Raw genomic sequence first — 20,100 nt, forward strand, 5'->3', positions numbered from 1 at the left:
GGTGAGGGACATGGAGCCTCAATATGTATCGACGCCCTTTGGGCGGCGATCGATGACGCTTGGCATGCTGGCAAGTCAGGAAAACGCCAGCAAGGTCGATCCGGACGCATCGATCGACAAGTGGAAAATCTTTCGCGCGCTCTGCGAAGCAAAGGACATGATCGGCGTATCCGATCGTGCTCTGGCTGTTCTCAATGCGCTCTTGACGTTCTATCCGAAGAACGAGATTGCTGAGGTCAACGGCTTCGTCGTCTTTCCCTCAAACGAGCAGCTTTCGCTGCGCACGCACGGTATGGCCGGCACGACGCTGCGGCGGAACCTGGCGATGCTCGTGGAGGCCGGCCTGATCATCCGCAGGGATAGCCCGAACGGAAAACGGTTTGCCCGCCGGAACGGCGGAGGCGGATTGGGAGAGGCCTTCGGCTTCAGCATCGCGCCGCTCCTCGTGCGTGCCCGCGAGATCGAGGCACAAGCGGCTCGGGTGATGGCCGACAGGCTTGAATGGAAGCGCCTGAGAGAGCGGCTGACGCTTTGCCGGCGTGACATAGCCAAACTGATCGAGATCGCACTGGAAGAGGAAATTGCCGGCGAATGGATCGAGATGCAGAAGCATTTCAATCTGCTTTCTGCAAGCCTGCCACGCCGTCCGTCCGCCGCCGAGATGGAAAGCCTGCTAGGGGATCTCGAAGCGTTCCGTGAGACGATCGTCAAGACGCTGGAATTGAAGACGAAAACAGAAAAAACAGACGCCAATGACGGCCAAAACGGTTGGCACATACATAATTCAAACCCACACCCCATATCTGAACTTGAACCAAGCTTCGAACCGAAGCAGGGCGCAAAGCCGGAGGAAGAAGCGCGACCGTGGCGGGAGCCGCCGAAATCCTTCCCCCTTGCCATGGTGCTGCAGGCCTGCCCAGAGATTATCGCTTATGGGCCGGGTGGCGGGATCGGCAGCTGGCGGGATCTGATGGCCGCGGCCGTGATTGTTCGTTCCACGCTTGGCGTCAGCCCCAGCGCCTATCAGGAGGCCTGCGATATCATGGGGCCTGAAATTGCCGCCACGGTGATCGCCTGCATCCTGGAAAGAGGCGGACATATCAACTCGGCCGGCGGCTACCTGCGCGACCTGTCGCGGCGGGCGGAGCGCGGTGAGTTCTCGCTCGGGCCGATGCTGATGGCGCTGATGCGGGCAAATGGTCCGGCGGCGAGGAAAACCGGATGAACAAAGAGGGAAAGCTCCGCGCCAGTTGCGGCGGGTAGAAGATATGCGGCCGGGCAATCAGACATCTTGACGGCCTCTCCCTTCCTCGCAGTTTTCTTGAATTACGCCGTTAACCATGTCATACATGACGGAAGAAAACCTGCGTTTTGCTTCCATTTGTGAAAAACCGTAAAGCTTAACAATGCGCTACGTTATCGACGGTGTGATGCTTCAGACCCTGCTTCCATCCCTTACTGCGGCGGAGGATGCGATGGCGCGGTTGGACGAGCGGGTATTGCGCTCGGTGGTCGGTGAGGGGTTTGCCGAACGCAGCCATTTCTTCGATGCCGCCGGCGCACTCTGGGTGGCAGGCGAACTCGTGCATGTCGAGGATCTCGTTTTGCACGATGTGCATATGGATAGTCGCGCTCCCAGTCACGAGCTGACGATCGCTCATTCCGTGCTGCGGGCACGCCGGCGCATCTGGACCGGTGAACCCTCCTGGGCACTCGGCATGTCGGGGCTTGCGACCTTGACCGCTACGCTCGGGGAGGGGAAAGCGCAGGAAGGAAAGAGCCTCCCAGTACCAGTGGACGCCGACGAGGAGAGCGACGATGAGGGCGGGCCGCTTGCCGCCGAGATGGCGGAGATCGATGCGCTTCTTGCCCGCTCGCAAAAGCTGCTCGATATCCATACGGGGAAAACATCGGCAGGCGAGGCGGTTGCCGTTACTCCAGCCAAGCGCAATGAAGATCCTCTTGGTTTGCTCGGGGATGACGAATGGGACGAGGAACAACGGCTTGCAGAGTGGCGAAGCGTGCAGCCATTGGCCGATAGCCTTCCACCGGTTCTCGGAGCGGCCATCCTCTTCGAAGCCTGGGAAAGGATCGAGCCGTTGCGGCGTCAGCACTGGCTTGGGGGGCTTCTGGTCGCAAGCCATCTGCGCGCCCGCGGCAAGGTCGCTTCGCATCTCTTTTCCTTTTATGGCGGGCTGAAGCTGGTGCGCCATGAGCGCCGCCGGGCGCGCGACCGAGCGACACGGCTGCAAGCCTTTCTGGAGGCGATGCATCTGGGTGCCGTGGCCGGCCTCAAGGAAATAGACCGGTTGTCGCTAGCGCGCACGCAAATGGAGCTGCGCTTTCGCGGCCGCCGTTCGAACAGCAGTCTGCCGGAGCTTGCCGATTTCATCCTGTCGCGGCCGATGGTCTCGGCGGCGATGATCGCCCGCCATCTTCGCATCACGCCGCGCGGCGCGTTGAACCTTGTCAACGAGATCGGTATCCGCGAAATCACCGGCCGTGGCCGCTATCGCGCCTGGGGCATCATCTGAAACGAAAACGGCCGGGCGTTGACCCGGCCGTTTCCTTTTAGGTGAGCACCCGATCCGCCATCCTGTCACGGATTGCAGACCAGGCGCTCTTGCGCTTCCATTGCCCCCAGAAGCGCAGTCCCTATTCCCGCTCGCCCGTGAAGTTGAGCAGAAGCTGGAAGATGTTGACGAAGTTCAGATAGAGCGAGAGCGCACCGAAGACGGCGAGCTTCTGGTTCGATTCCTGATCGTAGTTTTCCGAATACTGTTCCTTGATGTTCTGCGTGTCGTAGGCGGTGAGGCCGACGAAGACGACGATGCCGATCACGGAGATGGCGAACTGCAGCGCGCTCGAACCCAGGAAGATGTTGACGATGCCGGCGATGATGATGCCGAAAAGGCCCATCATCAGGAACGAGCCCATCTTCGAGAGATCACGCTTCGTCGCATAGCCGTAGAGGCTGATGGCACCGAACATCGTCGCGGTGATGAAAAAGGTCTGTGCGATGCTCGTCTTGGTGAAGACCAGGAAGACAGAGGCGAGCGACAGGCCCATCACGGCGCAGAAGGCCCAGAAGGTGATCTGCGCGGTGCTGGCGGACATCGTCTGGATACGAAACGAGAAGAAGAAGACGAAGGCGAGCGGCGCCAGCATCACCACCCATTTCAGCGGCGAGTTGAAGATCGGCACATAGAGCGCCGGCGTCGAGCCGACGATGAAGGCAACGATGCCTGTTATGACGAGGCCAAGCGCCATATAATTGTAGACGCGCAGCATGTGCTGGCGCAGGCCCTCGTCGAAGAGGGCCTGGGAGCCGGCAACAGCGCCGTAGCGGGGGTTGATCGGGTTCATACTGATCTCCTCGGTTTGAACTAGTAAAGCGAGCGGGCGAGCCGTTCGGCCGCCTGGTCGAGATTGACGCTCCTATCGTCGGCGATCAGCGCATAGGCGACCTCGCCGATCTGCCAATAGGCAGCTTCCGTTTTTTCGAGTGCGAGATGGCTGACCGGCTGGACCTCGAAGGCGCCCGGCCGGACGGCGAAAAGCGAAAGCCGCTTTCCATTTGTTTCCTCGATCGCCATCTCGACACTGGGGCCGAATTCGGAAGGGAAGATCTGCACGTCGGCCACCTTCCAGTCCTTCGGCAGCTCGGGCATCACAATGGCGGTGGCGGCGCGAATATCGTCAGCGTTGTAGATGGTTGATGTTTGCGAAGGCATTGATTGGCGCAGCGCCGCGGTCTGATAGGCGCGCACGGCATCCTCGACATAGGCGGGCGCCGGAACGGAAGCCGCGACCTCCGTCGCCGAGAAGGCGCCGAAAGAATTGTGCGCCACCCAGCCGGCGGCGATCAGAATGCCGATTGCGGCGATGCGCTGCATGGAATGGAAGATGCGGCCGTAGGAAAGGCCACGTTCCAGCCGGCGAGCGGCATCGCGCGTTTCGGGACGGCCGAAAGCGCTTTCACCGGCGAGCGCCAGACGCAGCTCGCCCTTCATGCTGAGATCGGCCATGACCTTGGCGGCAATCGCCGGATGCTCGGAAAGATAGGATTCCACTTGGATGCGGCGGGCGACATCGAGCTCGCCATCCACATAGGCGTCGAGATCGGTGTCGATGATCGGATCAATTGCCTTCATTGCTGTTTCCTCCGATCAATCTCAGATGCGAAACGCGCGGCATCGTCTCCTCAAATTCGCGCAGCTGGGCGCGGGCACGCGAGATGCGCGACATCAGCGTCCCCACAGGAATGCCGAGAGCATTGGCGGCTTCCTGGTAGGAAAGATCCTCGATCGCCACGAGATGCAGCGCCTCGCGCTGTTCCTCCGGCAGATCGAAGAAGGCGTCGCGCACCTGCTGCAGGCGCACGGCATGTTCCTGACCGGCCGGCAGGGACTGCTCGGCCTCGACCGCCGCCTCGTCGTGCCGGCGCGTCAGTGACCGGTTCCGCCGAAGACGGTCGATATGGGCGTTGTGCATAATGGAAAGAAGCCAGGTGCGCAGGTTGCCGCCGCTGCGGAAGCTCTTCCGCTTCTCATAGGCGCGCACCAGTGCATCATGCACCAGATCCTCCGCCTCGTCCGAATTGCGCACCAGCGAGCGAGCATAGCGCCTCAGCGCTGCAAGCTGTCCGATGACGTCGAAGGGGCGTTCTTTGCGTTCCATGACTGAGTATACGCGCGTGCGGCGGATTTTATTCCCGGCTGAGGGCAAAAAAGTCGATGAGGCGAAAAAAATGCTGCCCTGATCGTCATCAGCATTCTTCTTCAGTGGACAGGCGCCGTAAATCGGCGATTGTTTATGACGATTGCATGACAGATCATGGCGCCGCTGATTTGCAGGGGAAAATAAAGCATGAAGGAAAAGAAGCGGGTCTACGAAGCTCTCGTGGACGGCGCCATGGAAGGACTGACGGATCAGGCGCTCTACGATTTCGTCAAGGCGCGTTGTCCGAAAGCCACCAGCAAAAAGATTGTCCGGGCCTCGCTTCTCGCCCTGACCGATCCTCATCTCAGGGACCGCAATATTCTCGACGTGATCTATGCACTGGCGATCAAGCATCGGCTGGATGACGGTGTGCTGGATGATGGCGAAGACGAGGAGCCCGAAGAGCGAGCTCAATCTTCGCAGGCGGCGAACCAGAACATGCCGCAGCTGTCCTGATGCAGGTCGTCTGAAACGCGACGACTGCTCTTTTGAAATGATCAGCTGCCGTCCGAAAGCTCTTCGAGGATCGGACAGTCCGGCCTGTCGTTGCCGTGGCAGGCATGCACCAGGTGTTCCAGCGTCCGGCGCAGGTCCGTCAGCTCGCGGATCTTGCGGTCGATCTCGGCAAGCTTGGTCTGGGCGATATCCCGGACGTCGGCGCTCGCCCGATCCTTGTCCTCATAGAGCGCCAGCAATTGCCGGCATTCCTCGACGGAAAAGCCGAGGCCGCGCGAGCGCTGCAGAAAGCGCAGCTTATGGACGTCGGTCGCGGCATAGTCGCGATAGCCGTTTCCACCTCTTTCGGGGCGAATGAGGCCGACATCCTCGTAGTAGCGGATGGTCTTCGAAGGCAGGCCCGATCGTTCCGATGCTTCGCCTATATTCATCGCCATCTCCTACAGCTTTGCAAAACGCAGTCTCAGCGCATTTGAAATTACCGAGACGGACGAGAGGCTCATCGCTGCCGCCGCGATCATCGGCGAAAGCAGCAGCCCGAAGACCGGGTAGAGTACGCCGGCTGCGACCGGCACGCCGAGCGCATTATAGCCGAAGGCGAAGCCGAGATTCTGCCGGATATTGCGCATCGTCGCCTCCGCCAGCCGCCGCGCCCTGACGATGCCGTTGAGGTCGCCTTTCACCAAGGTAATGCCGGCGCTTTCCATCGCGACGTCGGCGCCGGTGCCCATGGCGATGCCGACATCGGCCGCGGCAAGTGCAGGCGCGTCATTGACGCCGTCGCCGGCCATGGCGATGATGGCGCCTCTTGCCCGCAGCTCATCGATCAGCGCCTTTTTGCCTTCCGGAAGCACGTCGGCGCGGACCTCGTCGATGCCGAGGCTTTTTGCCACCGCCCGCGCCGTGCGTTCATTGTCGCCCGTTGCCATGATGATCTTCAGCCCGCTTTCATGCAGCGCCTTGATGGCGGCAGCCGTCGTCGGCTTGATCCGGTCGGCGACGGCAACGAGGCCGGCAAGCGCGCCGTCGAACACCACGAACATCACCGTCTTGCCGTCGCCGCGCAAGGCTTCTGTCTTCTCGGCAAGTACCGCTGGATCGATACCGAGATCGGCGAGCATCGCCGCATTGCCGAGCACCACCTGCGTGCCGCCGGCAAGGCCCTGGACGCCCTTGCCGGTCTTTGCCTCGAAGCCGGTGACCTCGACGAAGGCGACACCGCGCTCCTCGGCGCCGGAAACGATCGCTTCGGCCAGCGGATGTTCGGAACCGCGCTCCAGGCTTGCCGCCAGCGACAGCAGGCGGCTTTCCTCGAGGCTGCCCAAGGCGATGACGTCGGTAAGCCTCGGCTTGCCCTCGGTCAGCGTGCCCGTCTTGTCGACGATCAGCGTATCGACCTTGGAAAAGCGTTCCAGCGCCTCGGCATCCTTGATCAGCACGCCTTCCCGAGCGCCGCGTCCCGTCGCGATCATGATCGACATCGGCGTTGCAAGGCCGAGTGCGCAGGGGCAGGCGATGATCAGGACGGCGACGGCGGCAAGCAGCGCATTTGCCATGCGCGGCTCCGGTCCGATCGCGGCCCAGGCGAGGAAGGCAAGGATCGCGACGACCACCACGGCAGGCACGAAGAACGCGGATACGCGGTCGACAACACCCTGAATCGGCGCACGCGAGCGCTGCGCCTTGGCGACCATGTCGACGATGCGAGACAGGACCGTGTCGGCGCCAACCTTCTCGGCTGACATGACGAGGGTGCCGTTCTTGTTGATCGTGCCGCCGGTCAGCGCATCGCCCTTCGACTTCTCGATGGGTAGCGGCTCGCCTGAAATCATCGATTCATCGATCGTCGACTGGCCCTCGAGGACGGAACCATCCACCGGCACCCGTTCGCCAGGACGCACGCGCAGCCGATCGCCAGTCTGGATCTCGTCCACCGGCACGTCGTTTTCGCTGCCATCGGCATCGATGCGCCGCGCCGTCTTTGGCGCAAGATCGAGCAGGGCGCGGATTGCCGAACCGGTGCGCTCGCGCGCCTTCAATTCCAGGACCTGGCCGACGAAGACGAGCGCGACGATGACGGCTGCCGCCTCGAAATAGACGGGCACGGTCGCGCCATGGCCGCGAAAGCTCATTGGGAAGATGCCGGGCGCAAGCGTGGCGATCGCGCTATAGACATAGGCGGTGCCGACGCCGAGGCCGATCAGGGTCCACATATTGGGACTGCGATTGACGACAGACGCCCAGGCGCGGCGGAAGAAGGGGAGGGCGGCCCAGAGCACCACAGGGCTTGCCAGCAGGAGTTCGAGATACGTCGCCAACGGTTCGCCGACCGCTTCCCGAAGCGGCAGCCCAAGCATCGGCCCCATGCCGAGTGCGAGCAGCGGCAGGGCAAGGAGAGCGCTCACCCAGAGCCGCCTGCTGAAATCAACGAGTTCCGGGTTCGGGCCTTCATCGGCAGGAGGAACGCCCATCGGCTCCAGCGCCATGCCGCATTTCGGGCAGTCGCCAGGACGGTCGCTTATCACCTCCGGGTGCATCGGGCAGGTATAGAGCGTGCCTTTCGGCGCGGGCTTTGCCGCCGGGCGCTTACCGTCGCGATAGGCCGCAGGATCGGCTTCGAACTTCGCTTGGCAGGCGGCCGAGCAGAAGTAGAATTTCTCACCCTCGAATTTCAGGAAGTGTTTCGCCGTCGAGCGATCGACGGCCATACCGCAGACCGGGTCCTTCGCGGTGGTATAATCCTGCGGCGCCGCCGCAAATTTCGTCCGGCAGCCCTCCGAGCAGAAATGATAGGTCCGGCCCGCATGATCGAGTGATGGCTTGCCGGCCTGCGGTTCGACGGTCATGCCGCAGACAGGGTCACGAGTTACGGCATCGGCAGCCTTCTCCTGATGATCATGGCCGCAATGGCAATGATCGTCGCCGGGGGCGTGGTTGTGATGATGATCGTGATCGTGCTTGATATCCATGACTATCTCCTGTGCCCGGAGGGCATTTGGATAGCTTATCCACCTTCCAGCAACTGGAAGGTCAAGCACTAATTCGGCGAGATCGAATTTTTGAGCCGCATGCGAAGTCCGACACTCAGATCGGGCTGATCAATCCGACCGGCTGGCTCCCGAGCAGGGCGGCGACGGAGATGCTGCCTCCGGGCTCGATCGTCTTTCCCGTCACCAGATCCGCCTTCAGCCCGTGAAGGGGGGAGGGGACGGCGATCGCGGTATCCTCCCAGAATTCCGGGCCGGCAAAGAGCACGCCGGGGTCGAGCCAGCCGAACATCAGCCGCGGCGTGGCGACGAGTGTGAAATCGCCTTGATGCACGCGGGCAAAGGCGAGGACATGATCGCGCCGGCTGCCCGTCGCCTTCAGCGGCAGATAATCGCCTTTGGCAAAGAGGGCTGGCTGCCGCCGGCGCAATTGCAGGCCGATTGCGACGATGCGCTGCTTCAATGCCGCCGCCTGCAGCTTCGCGATCGGTCCGACTTCAGAAAGCCACGCCATCAGCTGTTCATGATCGACCGGCCGGCGGTTGTCGGGATCTACGAGGCTGAAGTCGAAAGCCTCCGCGCCTTGATAGATGTCGGGAATGCCGGGGGCCGTCAGCTTGAGGAGCGTCTGCGACAGGCTGTTGAGGTAACCTGCGGCGATGAAGGGTTGCAGCACCCTTTCGAAATCCTCGAGGAAGGCGTCGTTGTCAGGCGAGACCAGCGCCGCCGCATAGGCTGTGACCGCTTCCTCATAAGCAGCATTCTGTTCCGTCCAGTCGCTGCGCAGTTTCGCCTCGCGCACTGCCTTCCGCGCATAATCGATGAAGCGTTCGCGAAGCTCTTCCGTCCGCCCTCTGTCGAAATCCTCCGGCCAGGCGCCGGCGAGCGCCTGATAGAGCATCCATTCGACATTCGGCTCCGGGGCGGGACCATCCGGCAGATCCTTGAGCCAGGGCCGGTTCATTTCACGCCAACGCGCCACTGCCTGCACGAAAACATCAGCGCCCTCGCTCAGCGCATAGAGCCTGGCGCGCCCATCCTCGCCGCGTTTGGTGTCGTGGGTGGCGCTTGCCGACAGTCCATGGGGCTGCAGCCGCGCCCGCTCCGCCATGCGACGATGAAATTCCTCGGGACCGCCCGGCGCCCTTCCGGGCTCACCGCCCACCTCGTTTGCGGCAAGCAGCCTGTTATAGCGGTAGAACAGCGTATCTTCCGTCGCCTTTGCCATCACCGGACCGCTCAGTTGCTGGAAGCGGATGCGGAACTCGCGGGCAGCGTTGCCTTCAATCTTGCCTTCGAGAAGCTTCAGCACATGGTCGAGCGCACGCCGCTCATCGAGCCGCGCCATGGCTTGCGATGCGGTTGTAGCGAGCACTGCCTTATCCTGCCATGAGAGCGGGCCGCCGTCGCCATAGGTGCGGTAGACGGGAAAGGCGATCAGCAATTCGCGCAATGCGCCGGCGATCTCGTCTCTTTTCTCCTCGGGAAAGATGCTGGCCGCCATCGCCGTCAGCCTGCCGGTCTCGCCGGCGAAATTGCGTTCCACCATCAGTCGCTTGGCAATCCGCCGGCCCTCGTCGAGATCACCCGCTTCGCCGGCGAGGCCGCGATAGGCATCGTCCAATATGCGCAGGCCGGCGCCGTCAATGAAGAGCTCGCTCAGCGCGGCGATGAATTCATATCCCGTGGTGCCGGCGACCGGCCAGTTGTCCGGAAGGATCTCACCAACTCCGAGGATCTTTTCGACGACGATATAGGTGTCCTGTCCGGCCGCCGCCCGCAGCATGTCGAGATAGGCCTTGGGTTCGGCGAGGCCATCGACATGGTCGATGCGCAGGCCCTGTACTTTGCCATGGTGCACCAGCTCGATTACCAGCCGGTGCATATCGTCGAAGACATCAGAATCTTCGACGCGGGTGCCGACCAGTCCGGTCACCTCGAAAAAACGGCGATAGCTCAGACGTTGCGCCGCCTCCTTCCAATGGGTCAGCCGCCAATGCTGTCCCTCATGCAGGCTCCCGAGGAAATCGCGATCGGAGGAGATGTCATCAAGCTTTTGCCGCAGGACTGCCCGATCGCCGCCTTCGAAGAGGATGTCGCGCATCGCGCGGTGGAAGTCCTCGCCTGATGTCACGGCCGCAGCTTCCGCCATTCTCGTTGCAACAGGATCGTCGAGCCGGTTTGCGATTGCCCCGTAGCTCTTGGGGTTCAGCGGCAACAATGTCTCGAAATAACCGAAGGAAAAATTGCCATGCGTTTCGTCGAGTGTGATCCGCAACTCGCCTGCCGCGAGCGCCTCATCGAGATCCTGGCCGAGCTGCGGCAGGGTCAGCGGCTCGCTCCAGTCGATGTCGAAATGGTGTGCATAGGCGCTGTGCCGGCCGAATGCCAGCACGTCGCGCCACCAGCCGTTCTCCGGCGAGGCGGCCATATGGTTCGGGACGATGTCGAGGATCAACCCCATGCCCGCCGAGGCAAGACTTTCCGTCAGACGCTCGAATCCCGCCCGGCCGCCGAGCGCGGGGTCGATTTCGTTGGCATCGGTGACGTCATAACCGTGGTTCGAGCCATTGACGGCGGTAAAGATCGGCGAGGCGTAGAGATGGCTGATGCCGAGGGTCTTGAGATAGGGGAGGAGGCCGCGGGCGCGATCGAAGGTCATGCCGTTGCGGAATTGTATCCGGTAGGTCGCTGTCGGAAGGGTCATGGGCCGTCTGACGTTGGAGGGAGACTTTCCTCAACGGTTGTGGCCGGTTTTTTGTTCCCTTACAGCGCCGCGCCTCTTTTTCAGACGTGCAAAGGACGATGCGCTAGTCGATGAAAACGCCCACACTTGCGGCGCGTCCGGCCGAATCGATGACGGTCAGTTTCGAGTAGCCGCCACCGTCGGGCAGCCATTGCTGAGTGCGCCGGCGGGAGAGGTCGGGCAGCGGCTTGCCATTGGCGAGCCAGCGGAAGGGCGCGCGACCGCCCTGGAGCTTCAGCATCAGCGGCGAGAGGTCGCCCCCGCTGGCGCCGAGATCGATATGCGCACCCTCGGGCGGATAGACGATTGCAGGCGCGGGCTCGCGGCCGGAGGCGACCAGCAGGCCACTGGCATTGACAGCGAAACGGCGCTGGCTGATCGGCAGGTCGGACTGGGCTATGCGCACGGCGCTCGCCGGCGGCCGGGGTAGTGGCGTCGTTGCGATGCCTGACTTGGCAAAACCCTCGAACAGGATGGGCGCTGCGGTGCCATAGCCGGTCAGGCCGGGTACGGCGCTGTTGTCCGGTCGTCCGACCCAGACGCCGAGCACATAGCGCCCGTCATAGCCGACCGACCAAGCGTCGCGATAGCCGTAGCTCGTGCCGGTCTTGTAGGCGATGCCGCGCTGCGGCGCGCCGGCCGGCGGAATGACGCCCGAGAGAATGTCGGCGACATTCCAGACCGCGACCGGTTCCAGCAGTGGCTCCCCATCGATCTTGCCGGGTGTGCCGGTGACACCGTCGCCGAGCCTTGCCGGCTGGCCGCGATTGGCAAGCGCCGTATAAAGCTGCACCAGATCTTTCAAAGTCATGCCGACGCCGCCAAGACCGATCGCCAGCCCCGGCGTCTCATTCGGTGGCAGCACCGGGCGCACTTCGGCGCGGCGGAAGCGCACCATCAGCCGCGACGGACCGACGGCGTCAAGCAGCTTGACAGCAGGCACGTTCAGCGAAAGCTGCAGCGCCTCGCGCACGGTGACGTCGCCCTGATAGCTCATGTCGAAATTGCGCGGCCGATAACCGAAGAAATCGGCGGGCCGGTCTTCGATGATCGTCTCCTGGGATACGAGACCCTGCTCAAAGGCGAGGCCGTAGATGAAGGGCTTCAGCGTCGAGCCCGGTGAGCGGTTGACGCGCGTCATGTCGATCCAGCCAGAGCGGCTGGCATCGAAATAGTCAGCCGAGCCGACCTCGCCGACGATCGCACCCGTTTGCGCATCGGCCATGACCATGGCGAGCGAAAGCTTCGGCCCGAGCTTCATGGCCGCCGCCCGCGCGACCGATTCCAAGCCTTGCTGCACCTGCTTTTTCAACGTTGTCTGGTGCTTGATGACATCAGGCTCCTTGCGAAGCGCGGCTTCGGCGACATGGGCGGCAAGGGCTGGCAATTGCATGCGCCGCGGCGGAACCGGAACAGCCTCGGCCCGCTCCGCCTCGCCGTCGCCGACGGCTTCAGCCACCGCGACGCGATCGAGCACGCGCTTGCGCGCCTCCTGCGCCGCCTTGAGATTGCGGTCCGGCCGGCGCCGTTCCGGCAATTGCGGCAGGGCGACGAGCAGGGCGGCCTCGGCGACCGTCAGGCGCCGCGGCTCCTTGCCGAAATAGGCAAGGCTTGCGGCGCGCACGCCTTCCAGATTGCCGCCATAAGGCGCATGGGTCAGATAAAGGTCGAGGATTTGCTCCTTCGAGAGCCGCCGCTCGATCTGCAAGGCGCGGGCGAGCTGCCGCAGCTTCGCCGAGAGCGTGCGTTCCGCACGCGGCTCGATCAGCCGCGCCACCTGCATCGAAAGCGTCGAAGCGCCGGAGACGATGCGGCCGTTGCTGATGAATTGGAGGCTCGCGCGACCGAGCGCCCAGGGATCGATCCCGCCATGGTCATAGAAGCGCTGGTCCTCATAGGCGATCAGCATGCGCACGAATTGCGGATCGACGTCGGCAACCGTCGTCTTCAGCCGCCAGCGGCCTTCCGACGTCGCGAAGGCACGCAGCAATTGCCCGTCGGCATCGAGCACTTCGGCGGAGACGAGATCCGCCTTCTCGAGTGGTGGCGGAAAGGCCCGGTCGGCGGCATCGAGCGCAAAGAGACCCGCACCGGCGAGAATGACGCCGGCGGCGGATCCGATCGCAAACTTACGCCACAGCCTCATTATTGCGCCGTTACGACCTCCATCTTGCCGGTCGCCGTGCGAGCCGAAAGCTCGGGCCGGTACATGTCCTCGACGCTTGCGGCCGGATGGTCGTAGGTGCCGGGGGTGACGGCGCGCACGACATAGGCGACATTGAGTTCACGGTCGTCGCCTTCGGAACGGTTGAAGGCGGCGACGAAGCGGTCGTAGCGGAATTCGGTATGGGCAGCCGAGATCTCGCCGATCCAGTCGAAATTCGTCATCTGGGCGCTGTCGACGAGGTTCGGATTGTCGATCTCGAAGCCGGCCGGCAGAAGGTCGGTGATAACGATGCGCGACGGCCAGGTGTTGCTTTCCCGCACATGGATGACGACGACGTAGCGTTCGTTCTGCTTCGCCTCGCTGACATTCGCCTCCTCGCCGTCGAGCGTGTAATAGCTGCGCTCGATGGTGAAGCCGTCACCGCCGGCCGGCAACGGCACGGTGGGCGCGGCAACCGTGGTGACAACGGCGGAAACCGCGTCGTTCGTCTGGTTGGTCAGCGTCAGCGGATGATCGCTCAGCGCATCGCCCATCATCTTTGCCATGTAGGCGCCGGTGTGGGGCGCGCCGTTGACGTCGACCTTGAGGCCGTCGTCACCGCCCTGGATGGCGCGGGCGGCGAGTAGCATCCAGGCCTCTTCCTGGGTGCTCTTATATTTGCTGCGGCCCCATTCCTTGGTGACGGCCTTAGCAAGCTCCGGGATGACAGGCGGTACCGGCCGGCTTTCGGCGGCGAGCGCCAGGATCGCCGCGCCGTCACGCAGGATCGTGCCGTAGTCGGTGCGGGAGAGGTTTACGCGGGATACCATCGACTGCTGCGACATCTGCAGTGCGTCGAGGAAGATGTTCTTTGAACGCTGCGCGTCGCCGTAGAGCGCCAGTGCGGCGGCGATATGCGCCTTGGCGAGCGGCGTCGGGAAGTCGTTGATCATCGTATCGGCATAGTAACGCAGATCGCTGATCGCGGCCTTCTTGTTGCGGGCGAGCACATAGACGGCATAGGCGATCTGGTCGCCCTGGCCCTTGATGTCTGTCGTATAGGACAGCGTGTTCTGCAGGTTTTCCAGCGCCTGCACGAAGGCTCTTTCCGGCACGTCGTATTTCATCTCGCGGGCTCGCGTCAGGAAATCGGTGACGTAGGAATCGAGCCAGACATCGCCCGAATCCGGTCCCCAGAGGCCGAAGCTGCCGGCCGAAGCCTGATAGGAGAGCACGCGGTAGATCGCATCCTGCACGCGCTTGTGCACGTCGTCGTCGTTTTCGATGCCCGCCTGCTTCGCCACTTCAGCGAGGTAGAGCAACGGCAGCGCCCGGCTGGTCGTCTGCTCGGCGCAGCCGAAGGGATAGCGGTCGAGCGTCATCAGCAGTGCGGGAATGTCGAACGCCGCCGAGCGGGTGACGTTGACGCTGATCGAGGCGCCGGGCAGCACGCTGTCGGCCAGCAGGTTCTTGTCGATGGTAAGCTTTGCTCCCGGCTTCAGCGCCAGTACCCGCCGTTCGGTGATCGGCAGCGATGACGGACGCACCGGCACGTCGACGGTCTGGTCGAGCGAAAGGCCTGAGGCGTCGGAGAGGTTGATCGAGACGCTGCCGCTACCCGGCTGTTTGCCGATGAGCGAAAGCGTCAGCTCGGATTTCGCGCCGGCTTCGAGGCGGATCGTCTGCGAGGCGGAAGCCTGCTCGATGCCAACGGCGTCATTGCCGGTCAGTTGCAGCTTGTAATCGCCGGCCGGTGCATCGGTGTTGGCGATGTCGAGGCGTAGATTGGCCTTGTCGCCAGGAGCCAGGAATTTCGGCAGGCTCGCGGTCACTACCACAGGATCGCGGATGATGACGTCCTTCACGCCGTGGCCGACACCGCTCTTCGACCAGGCGACCGCCATGACGCGCGCCGTGCCGTTGAACTGCGGAATGTCGAAGGAGACCTTGGCCTTGCCTTCGGCGTCGAGCTTCACCGGACCGGAGAAGAAGGCGACGAGCTTCTGGGTCGGCGGGCTTGCCTGCAGCGCCACAGCACCCCCGTCACCGCCGGTCCTGAGCTTGCCGGTCGCACCCAGCGAGCCGTCGATCAGGCGGCCATAGAGGTCGCGGATTTCAAGACCGAGCTGGCGCTGGCCGAAATACCAGTCCTCCGGATTCGCAGGCTCGTAGCGCGTCAGGTTGAGAATGCCGACATCGACGGCAGCGACCGTCACATAGGCGTCCTCATTGGCGCCGGCGCCGGCCACCTGCAGGCTGATGTCGAGCGATCCGCGCGGGAGCATCTTTTCCGGCGTGTCGAGCTTTACCTGCAGCGCGCGCTGCTCGGGATCGACCTTCAGCCATTTGATGCCGATCGAGCGCATCGGCATGTGGCTGTCCTGCGCGTCGCCGGGGCGGAAGAGCGTCGCGGTCACGTAGGCGCCCGCACCCCAATCTGATGTGACGGGAATGTCGACCTCGCCACCGGTCTCGCCGATTGTGGCGTTCTGCACGGCGACCAGCTTTTCGGTTCCGGCCGTGACCATCAGTTCACCGCCATAACGCGAAGTAACCTTCAGCTTCGCCGTCTCGCCGATCTTGTAGCTGTCCTTGTCGAGGGCGATCTCCAGCCCGTCGGGTGTCTCGGTCGAGGTCGAGGTGACGAACCAGCCGGCGTCGAATTCGACGCTGGAGGTCGGGCCGTCGGCATCCGGGCTTTCGACTTCGAGGCGATAGCGGCCCCAGGTCACCGGCACGGAGATCTTGCCGCCATCCGTCGTCGCATCAACGCTGCCGGTTGATACCTGCTCGGCGGTGTAAACAGGCTCGTATTTCCAGGCCGTTCCCTCGCGATACCACTGGTATTCGCGGTTGAGGCTGTAGAATTTCCAGCGAAGGCCCTTCGTCTCCTGCTTCTGGCCGTTGGCATCGACGCCGATCACCGTGAAGTTGGCAATCGCGTTCTCAGGCAGGTCGTCGGAAAATTCGGGCTTGATGCCGATCGAAGGTCCCTGGTTCTTCACCGGGATGGTCAAAGAGCGCTCGATGGCGCGGCCACCCGCCTCCTGCATCCTGATATAGACGGTGGCGTTGAGCAGCTGGGTCGTTGCCGGCAGGTCGCCGACCGTGAGGTCGGTCGAGGCTTCGCCGTTCTCGTCGAGTTCCGGCAGGCCGTCGATCGGCAGGCGCGAATCCTCGCTCGCCTCTTCGTCGGCAAGCCCGAAAAGGAAGCCCTTGTAGGCGGCGCTTTCGCGCGTCGGCTTGACGACGACGTCGCCTTCGAGCGTCAGGCCTGCGGCCGGGGCGCCGTAGAGATACTTGCCCGAGATGGTGATGGTCGCCGGCGTATCCGGACCGATTTCCTTGGCCTCGGTCTTGATCTCCATGTCGGTGCGATCCGGCACGAAATCGTCGACGAGGAAACTCTTGGTGGCAATCGCGCTGCCCTTGGGATCGGTATAGATGTTCATCGTCCAGGTGCCGCGCATGGCGTTTTCCTGGGTCGGGAAATCGACGGTGTAACCGCCGAGATTGCTGGTCTGGCTGACGATCCGCCGGTCTTCGACGCCGTCGGGGCGGCTGAAGATGAAGGTGAGCGGCAGGTTCTCGATCGCATTGCCGTCGGTGTCACGGGCGAGCGCTTGCGCATACACCGTTTCACCGGCGCGGTAGATGCCGCGTTCGGTGAAGGGCAGCACATCGATCGCGCCGGGTGCGGCGCGGCCGGTCACGCCGCGGTCGGACAGGTCGAAACCGGCGCGCGTCATATCGAGGAAGACATAGTCCGACGTGCCGTTCCTGGCGGTGATGACGGCGGGTGTGAGCGCCGCCGTGCCGCGGATGAGGCCGGCGGTGAAGGTGGCGCGGCCGTTTTCGTCGGTCGTCGCGGTGCCGAGCACTTCATTGTTCTTGGCGAGCAGCTGCAGCTCGACGCCTGCGATCGGCTTTGCCGAGGCGAGCGAACGGGTGAAGACGTTGAGGCCATCCGTGCCGGCATAGGTGGTGATACCGATATCGGAAACGAGGAACCATTGTGTCGCCTGCGAATCCCACTCCTGCGCCGGGCCGCTTGCTGGCGTTGCGACCATCACATAGATGCCCGGCTTGCGCTCGGGCAGCGCTTCATCGACCGGGAAGCTGGTGACGATATCCTTGTTCAGCTCGTTGGCGATGTCGATCGAACCCTGCCAGACGAGTTCGCCGCTCTGATCCTCAATATTCTGGGCGCTGTAGCCGTCGAGCTGGCTGAGGAATTGGGAGTTGGTGAGCAGCGGCGCGATGCCCCGGTCGCCAATGCGGTAGAGTTTGAGATTGGCCGAGGTCAGGTTGACCGAGACAAGCGGAATGCCGCGGCGCGCCGTCGAGGGCAGTACGAAGCTGTCGCCGGTGAAACGCACCATCTGGGTGCGGTCCTTGATGTAGACGTCGATGCTGACGGGGGCTTCGAGTACTTCGTCGACTGATGACGGCAGGCCGGTGCGGAACGCGATCTTGTAGGTCTCGCCATGCGTCAGGCCCTCGACGCAAATCTGCTTGTCCTTGGTTTCGAGCGCCTTGGGGGCTGCGCCGTTCAGCGTCACGAAAGGCGTGTAGTCGGTGGTCTTGACGAGTGCCTCGGAGAAGGTGACGCAGGCGCGCGGGTTAGCGCTGTCGGCATCGACCGTGTGTTCGGTGATGCGGAAACCCTGCGTCGACTTCAGCTGCAGGTAGGCCGCCTGCACGTCCTTGGCGCTGACGAGTGCCAGGCTCGCCTTGTAAGCGTCGAGCGCCGGGCGGTAATTGGCGTTTCGCTCCAGAGCGTTGGCGAGGACGGCGAGCGCCTCGGCGCGCTTGGCCGTGGTGCGCGTCAGCTCGTAGCCGTTCAGGGCGTCGAGCACGGCCTGTCCCGTCGTGCTGTTCTCGGTGCTGCCGAGCGATGCTGCGGCACGCGCGGTTTCGAGCCAGAGATCGGCATCGCCGGGCGTGATCGACAGCGCGCCATGGAAGGACTTCAGCGCGTCGGCAAGATTATTGCCGGTGAGATCGATGCGGGCATTGGCCGTCAGGCTGTCGACGCCCTGGCCCTGCTGGTCGTCGGCGAGTTCGAGATTGTCCTTGAAATCATGGGCCTGCTGGATGAGGTCGTTCGTCAGGAAGGTCAGGCGCGGCGCGGCGCCGATATCCGGCTCCTGCTGGGCTGATGTCTCGACGATCTTGCCGGCGATGGCGCCGGGGAAGGCGTTCATCGTCTTGAAATCGGATTTCAGGAAGCACCACTTCACCTTGGGATTGTAGGTGAAGGCCTTGCAGCTCTTGTCGCCGATGCAGGAGGTCTTGCACTGATCGAGAGAAACATTCTGCTCGGTGCGAAGATCGAAGCCGAAGAAATCGGCGTCCTTGATCGTCTGGATGTCGCGCTTGGTGTCCGCAGCGGCTGCGGGAAAACTGACGGCGATCGTGGAAAATGCGATGACGGCAAAGGCAAAGAACGAGCGCACGGACATAGGTTCCCCCCACAGGATACTGGCTCTGACCGGCGGGCACTCTCCTCACTCCTCGCGACATTGTCAACTCAACTCAAGCGTTGTTTCATCTCCGTACAAAACCTTTCGTATAGTTGTCACATCGGCGTGAGTGATCGCCTTGTGATTTGCGGCTTTTGCGAGGATGAGCAAGGATTTGGGCGATCGCAGGAGGTAGCGCAATGTCCATATCTTTCAGCCGCGGGAGCCTTGTCGCACTCCTTGCAGCCACCGTTCTCTCGTTCGGCCCGGGTACCGTAAGTGCCGCCGAGGATGCCGTCGTCATTCCGCCGCCGGCCGTTGACGAGGCCGCAAGCTCGGGCACGGAGACTGCCATTTTCGCCGGAGGCTGTTTCTGGGGCGTCCAGGGCGTTTTCCAGCATGTAAAAGGTGTGGAGAGCGCCGTCTCCGGTTATGCCGGCGGCGACGCCGGAACGGCGCAATACGAAACCGTCAGTACCGGTTCGACAGGTCACGCCGAGTCCGTCCAGGTTCGGTTCGATCCGAAACAGGTGAGCTACGGCAGGTTGCTGCAGATCTTCTTCTCGGTGGCGCACAACCCGACGCAACTGAATTTCCAGGGGCCGGACCAAGGAACGCAGTACCGTTCGGCGCTGTTCGTCTCCGATCCGGAGCAGCGCAAAGTTGCTGAAAGCTATATAAGCCAACTCGACAAGGCGCATGTCTTCCCGCAGCCGATCGTCACCAAGGTGACCGAAACGACCGGCTTCTATCCCGCCGAAGCCTATCATCAGAATTTCCTGACGCTCAATCCGAACTATCCCTATATCGTCTACAACGACCTGCCGAAGATCGAGAACCTGAAGTCGCTTTTCCCCGCCGACTACCGCAGCCAGCCGGTTCTCGTCAGGAAGGCTAAGGGCTGATTAATCCTTATCGATCCTGGCATTTTAGGGCGGTCACGGTGCCGCCTTTTTTCGCTCAGCTTCTTCATGATTAAGAATTCGTCAATGTTAACAATATCTTAAATTGGTAAAATCACGTTTCAGCGCGGAACATATCGTCAAGTTGCCCGTTACAACAATGAGTTTCGAGCAGGGACAGCTGCCGGAGCGGATCCCTCTTTCGAAGTATGCGCGTAACAAGGGGACGTATCATGGCCACCAATGTCGTGCGGCGCTGGCAACGAGATGAACTCATGAAGCAGAGAGTATTGATCGTCGAAGATGAATTCCTGATCGCACTGGATCTCGAAGCGACGGTGGAAGGCATGGGCATGCAGGTCGCCGGCCTTGCGCACAATCGCGAGCAGGCGCTGCGGCTGGCGCCGCTTGCCGATATCGCCTTCGTCGATGTCAACCTCGCCGATGGTCCGACCGGGCCTGACATCGGCCGGCAATTGGCCGCACAGCATGGCATTGCCGTCGTCTTCATGACCGCCAATCCGGAGGTTGTCGCACATGGTGTCAAGGGTGCGGTCGGCGTGGTTCAGAAGCCGGTCATGCCTGCGGTCGTCGAACAGCTGGTGAAATATCTTGCCGCGCGCCGTGTCGGCTTGTTCGCGGTCGTTCCCAAGCAGATGACGGTTTTTGCCTGATT

The 20,100-nt window shown here is 62.6% G+C and carries 13 protein-coding genes; 5 read left to right on the top strand and 8 right to left on the bottom strand.

The window, feature by feature from the left end:
* Positions 1-10: 10 nt before the first annotated feature.
* Both repC and EFB14_RS06315 read left to right on the top strand, forming a co-directional pair.
* Positions 11-1,225, top strand: a complete 1,215-nt coding sequence (repC, locus tag EFB14_RS06310; RefSeq protein ID WP_126823685.1) for a plasmid replication protein RepC — start codon at positions 11-13, stop codon at positions 1,223-1,225.
* A gap of 181 nt (positions 1,226-1,406) precedes the next feature.
* The gene (locus tag EFB14_RS06315) at positions 1,407-2,534 is read left to right on the top strand and encodes an RHE_PE00001 family protein (protein WP_126823687.1); all 1,128 of its coding nucleotides are present in this window, start codon (positions 1,407-1,409) and stop codon (positions 2,532-2,534) included.
* Between the two features lie 121 nt (positions 2,535-2,655).
* Here the strand turns inward: EFB14_RS06315 and EFB14_RS06320 are convergent, their stop codons facing one another.
* From EFB14_RS06320 to EFB14_RS06330, 3 genes are read right to left on the bottom strand one after another with little or no spacing between them, the layout of a single operon-like run.
* Positions 2,656-3,366 carry a Bax inhibitor-1/YccA family protein gene (locus tag EFB14_RS06320; RefSeq protein WP_125845449.1) on the bottom strand — a complete coding sequence of 237 codons (711 nt, stop codon included), beginning with the start codon at positions 3,364-3,366 and terminating at the stop codon, positions 2,656-2,658.
* Positions 3,367-3,386: 20 nt separating this feature from the next.
* Positions 3,387-4,154 (bottom strand): anti-sigma factor family protein, encoded by a 768-nt coding sequence (locus EFB14_RS06325; RefSeq protein WP_126823689.1) that lies wholly within the window; start codon positions 4,152-4,154, stop codon positions 3,387-3,389.
* Positions 4,141-4,680, bottom strand: coding sequence for a sigma-70 family RNA polymerase sigma factor (locus EFB14_RS06330; RefSeq protein ID WP_125845447.1), 540 nt, complete (start codon positions 4,678-4,680; stop codon positions 4,141-4,143). Before EFB14_RS06330 ends, EFB14_RS06325 begins: the two co-directional genes overlap by 14 nt.
* Positions 4,681-4,869: 189 nt before the next feature.
* Here EFB14_RS06330 and EFB14_RS06335 point away from each other — a divergent pair, with 189 nt between their 5' ends.
* A complete protein-coding gene (locus EFB14_RS06335; RefSeq protein ID WP_126823691.1) occupies positions 4,870-5,178 on the top strand; it encodes a hypothetical protein in 309 nt (102 codons plus the stop codon).
* 41 nt (positions 5,179-5,219) lie between these two features.
* Here EFB14_RS06335 and cueR read toward each other — a convergent pair whose 3' ends face one another.
* The 5 genes from cueR to EFB14_RS06360 form a co-directional block, all read right to left on the bottom strand.
* Positions 5,220-5,609 carry a Cu(I)-responsive transcriptional regulator gene (gene cueR, locus EFB14_RS06340; RefSeq protein ID WP_126823693.1) on the bottom strand — a complete coding sequence of 130 codons (390 nt, stop codon included), beginning with the start codon at positions 5,607-5,609 and terminating at the stop codon, positions 5,220-5,222.
* A 9-nt stretch (positions 5,610-5,618) separates the two neighbouring features.
* Complete coding sequence (locus tag EFB14_RS06345; RefSeq protein WP_126823695.1) at positions 5,619-8,147, bottom strand: heavy metal translocating P-type ATPase; 2,529 nt, start codon at positions 8,145-8,147, stop codon at positions 5,619-5,621.
* Between the two features lie 115 nt (positions 8,148-8,262).
* Positions 8,263-10,872, bottom strand: coding sequence for a malto-oligosyltrehalose synthase (gene treY / locus EFB14_RS06350; protein WP_126823697.1), 2,610 nt, complete (start codon positions 10,870-10,872; stop codon positions 8,263-8,265).
* A 103-nt stretch (positions 10,873-10,975) separates the two neighbouring features.
* The gene (gene pbpC / locus EFB14_RS06355; protein WP_126823699.1) at positions 10,976-13,057 is read right to left on the bottom strand and encodes a penicillin-binding protein 1C; all 2,082 of its coding nucleotides are present in this window, start codon (positions 13,055-13,057) and stop codon (positions 10,976-10,978) included.
* Positions 13,057-18,522, bottom strand: a complete 5,466-nt coding sequence (locus EFB14_RS06360; RefSeq protein WP_126823701.1) for an alpha-2-macroglobulin family protein — start codon at positions 18,520-18,522, stop codon at positions 13,057-13,059. Before EFB14_RS06360 ends, pbpC begins: the two co-directional genes overlap by 1 nt.
* A 200-nt stretch (positions 18,523-18,722) precedes the next feature.
* Here EFB14_RS06360 and msrA point away from each other — a divergent pair, with 200 nt between their 5' ends.
* On the top strand, positions 18,723-19,427 hold the full coding sequence (gene msrA / locus EFB14_RS06365; RefSeq protein ID WP_126823703.1) for a peptide-methionine (S)-S-oxide reductase MsrA: 705 nt from the start codon (positions 18,723-18,725) through the stop codon (positions 19,425-19,427).
* A gap of 230 nt (positions 19,428-19,657) precedes the next feature.
* Positions 19,658-20,098, top strand: a complete 441-nt coding sequence (locus EFB14_RS06370; RefSeq protein WP_126823705.1) for a response regulator — start codon at positions 19,658-19,660, stop codon at positions 20,096-20,098.
* Positions 20,099-20,100: the final 2 nt, after the last annotated feature.

Origin of the sequence: Rhizobium fabae (assembly GCF_003985135.1) — a bacterium.
Lineage (GTDB): Bacteria > Pseudomonadota > Alphaproteobacteria > Rhizobiales > Rhizobiaceae > Rhizobium > Rhizobium pisi.

Excerpts from the sequence above, each read along its gene's own strand:
- repC (WP_126823685.1), top strand. The coding sequence starts at position 11 with ATGGAGCCTCAATATGTATCGACGCCCTTTGGGCGGCGATCGATGACG.
- EFB14_RS06315 (WP_126823687.1), top strand. The coding sequence starts at position 1,407 with ATGCGCTACGTTATCGACGGTGTGATGCTTCAGACCCTGCTTCCATCC.
- EFB14_RS06320 (WP_125845449.1), bottom strand. The coding sequence starts at position 3,366 with ATGAACCCGATCAACCCCCGCTACGGCGCTGTTGCCGGCTCCCAGGCC.
- EFB14_RS06325 (WP_126823689.1), bottom strand. The coding sequence starts at position 4,154 with ATGAAGGCAATTGATCCGATCATCGACACCGATCTCGACGCCTATGTG.
- EFB14_RS06330 (WP_125845447.1), bottom strand. The coding sequence starts at position 4,680 with ATGGAACGCAAAGAACGCCCCTTCGACGTCATCGGACAGCTTGCAGCG.
- EFB14_RS06335 (WP_126823691.1), top strand. The coding sequence starts at position 4,870 with ATGAAGGAAAAGAAGCGGGTCTACGAAGCTCTCGTGGACGGCGCCATG.
- cueR (WP_126823693.1), bottom strand. The coding sequence starts at position 5,609 with ATGAATATAGGCGAAGCATCGGAACGATCGGGCCTGCCTTCGAAGACC.
- EFB14_RS06345 (WP_126823695.1), bottom strand. The coding sequence starts at position 8,147 with ATGGATATCAAGCACGATCACGATCATCATCACAACCACGCCCCCGGC.
- treY (WP_126823697.1), bottom strand. The coding sequence starts at position 10,872 with ATGACCCTTCCGACAGCGACCTACCGGATACAATTCCGCAACGGCATG.
- pbpC (WP_126823699.1), bottom strand. The coding sequence starts at position 13,057 with ATGAGGCTGTGGCGTAAGTTTGCGATCGGATCCGCCGCCGGCGTCATT.
- EFB14_RS06360 (WP_126823701.1), bottom strand. The coding sequence starts at position 18,522 with ATGTCCGTGCGCTCGTTCTTTGCCTTTGCCGTCATCGCATTTTCCACG.
- msrA (WP_126823703.1), top strand. The coding sequence starts at position 18,723 with ATGTCCATATCTTTCAGCCGCGGGAGCCTTGTCGCACTCCTTGCAGCC.
- EFB14_RS06370 (WP_126823705.1), top strand. The coding sequence starts at position 19,658 with ATGGCCACCAATGTCGTGCGGCGCTGGCAACGAGATGAACTCATGAAG.